This is a genomic window from Chryseobacterium koreense CCUG 49689 (assembly GCF_001045435.1).
In the GTDB taxonomy this organism is placed as follows: domain Bacteria; phylum Bacteroidota; class Bacteroidia; order Flavobacteriales; family Weeksellaceae; genus Kaistella; species Kaistella koreensis.
Map to the genome: position 1 here is coordinate 1 of NZ_LFNG01000055.1, position 1,712 is coordinate 1,712.

Here is a 1,712-nt window from a genome sequence, read left to right on the forward strand (position 1 = left end):
CTCACCATCCCTTTTTCCACACACAGGGAAAGCACTTTGCGGAAGAGTTCCAGAAACAGTTCTTCGCCAAACAGCGTGCCCAGAACCGGTAGGGTGGAATGCCACGGCAGTTCCTCATCAAGGTCGTAACCCAGAAACAGGCGCACATCCAGACTGTTGCTGCAGAAGCGCAGCAAGGCCCGGTCGCTGTTGATGTTATTGAGATAGCCGACAAGAAGGATTTTGAAGAAGACCACCGGATCGATGCTCTGCTGGCCTTCTTTGCCGTAGCAGTTCCGGGTGGCGCGGTAGAGGAAATCCAGAGGCAGTTCGACCTGGACTTTCCTGTAAAAGTTATCCTCGGGCACCAGTGCATCCAGACTGAGCTGATAGAAGATCTTGGGTGTGTATTTTTTCTTTCCCTGCATAGGCTAATTTAAGGAAATAAATTTAGTTATACAATTGATTTACAGAGTTTTAATTGACTATTTTGCAATTTCTTATGATTGGAAAGGAATATGTATATTTGGTTGTGCAACAGGCACATTGTATTGGCAAAATGCGGGGTTAAATTTATAATAGAAAGATTTGAAATATTTACACGCCGCTGCTTTCCATATTGTTTTTTTTCTTAATTTAGACAATCTGAAAAAGCATCGGCTCCGTTTGGTCGTTCTTGAACTTTTAGTTCTTCGAAAGCCCGCACTTCGCCAATACTTTTTCCGTTATCTGCAAGTAGTTCCAAAAATGCGCATACTAACAATTGTATTTTTATTTCAATTTTTAAATCTTTTCTCTCAAGATAAGACAGTTCAAAATTTCGAAAATGCAATTAATGAAGGTTACATAAATTCTCCAACATTAATTCCAATTTATGTAATAGAAAATAATAAAGAGAAAAAATATTTCCTTTCTGATACAGAAACTCTTTATTCTGCATTTGAAAAAGAATTGAACCAAACAAATTCAGATTCACTGAAAAAATATATTCTAAAAAATAAATCAAATCAAACTTTTGAATTCAAAAATATAAATGCTCTTGAAATAATTGGAATTAATAGAAGAAAAAATATAAATCCTAAAGAAATTAGAAAAATCAACAAATATATTGAGCGAAAAAAAATATTAAATGGATTGCAAGAACTTCAAAACAAGAAAAAACAAAATAGTAGATCTTACGATCAATATTATAAACAAAGAATGATAATTCGTGATAGAATATTAAATGAAAAGGAATTTAACAACGATGAAAAGAAACTATTGGGTTATTTAGCGACAAATATAACAACAGATGAAAATACTATTTCAGATTTAGGAAATTGGGCTTCTTTTGAAAACTCCAATAAAATCTTCGAACTTTGGAATAAAGAAATATCCATTTACAAAAACAAATATGCAGAGTCAGAAAAAATTGAAAATGAATTAAACGAAAAATTTGTAATACAACCAGAGAAAAAATTTGGCTCAAATTATATTGTTGCATTATTCAAATATGGTGTTAATTTCTATGTTAGTGATTTAAATGGTGTTACTTATTTTCGAGCAATTATTAACTAATTCTACCTGCAGATAACATTGGTAGCTGTTGCACAACCCTAATTTTCCAATAATAGTTTTCAAAACTCAACCAAAACCACCTCTTTTTAAGCGATTTAAAGGAGGTTTTTATTTTTGCTGGTGAAAGTTTCCGGAATTTGGCGTGGGCTTAAATGAAGGATATGGGAGTCGTGGGA

The 1,712-nt window shown here is 33.5% G+C and carries 2 protein-coding genes; one reads left to right on the plus strand and one right to left on the minus strand.

Annotated features, from left to right (window positions below; all coding sequences use genetic code 11):
* Positions 1-407 (minus strand): transposase (locus ACM44_RS14735; RefSeq protein ID WP_048500826.1); only part of this gene is annotated, 407 nt, incomplete at its 3' end.
* A 160-nt stretch (positions 408-567) separates the two neighbouring features.
* On the opposite strand from ACM44_RS14735, the gene ACM44_RS14740 reads away from it, so the two are divergent.
* The gene (locus ACM44_RS14740) at positions 568-1,536 is read left to right on the plus strand and encodes a hypothetical protein (RefSeq protein ID WP_152669402.1); all 969 of its coding nucleotides are present in this window, start codon (positions 568-570) and stop codon (positions 1,534-1,536) included.
* The last annotated feature ends 176 nt before the right edge of the window (positions 1,537-1,712 follow it).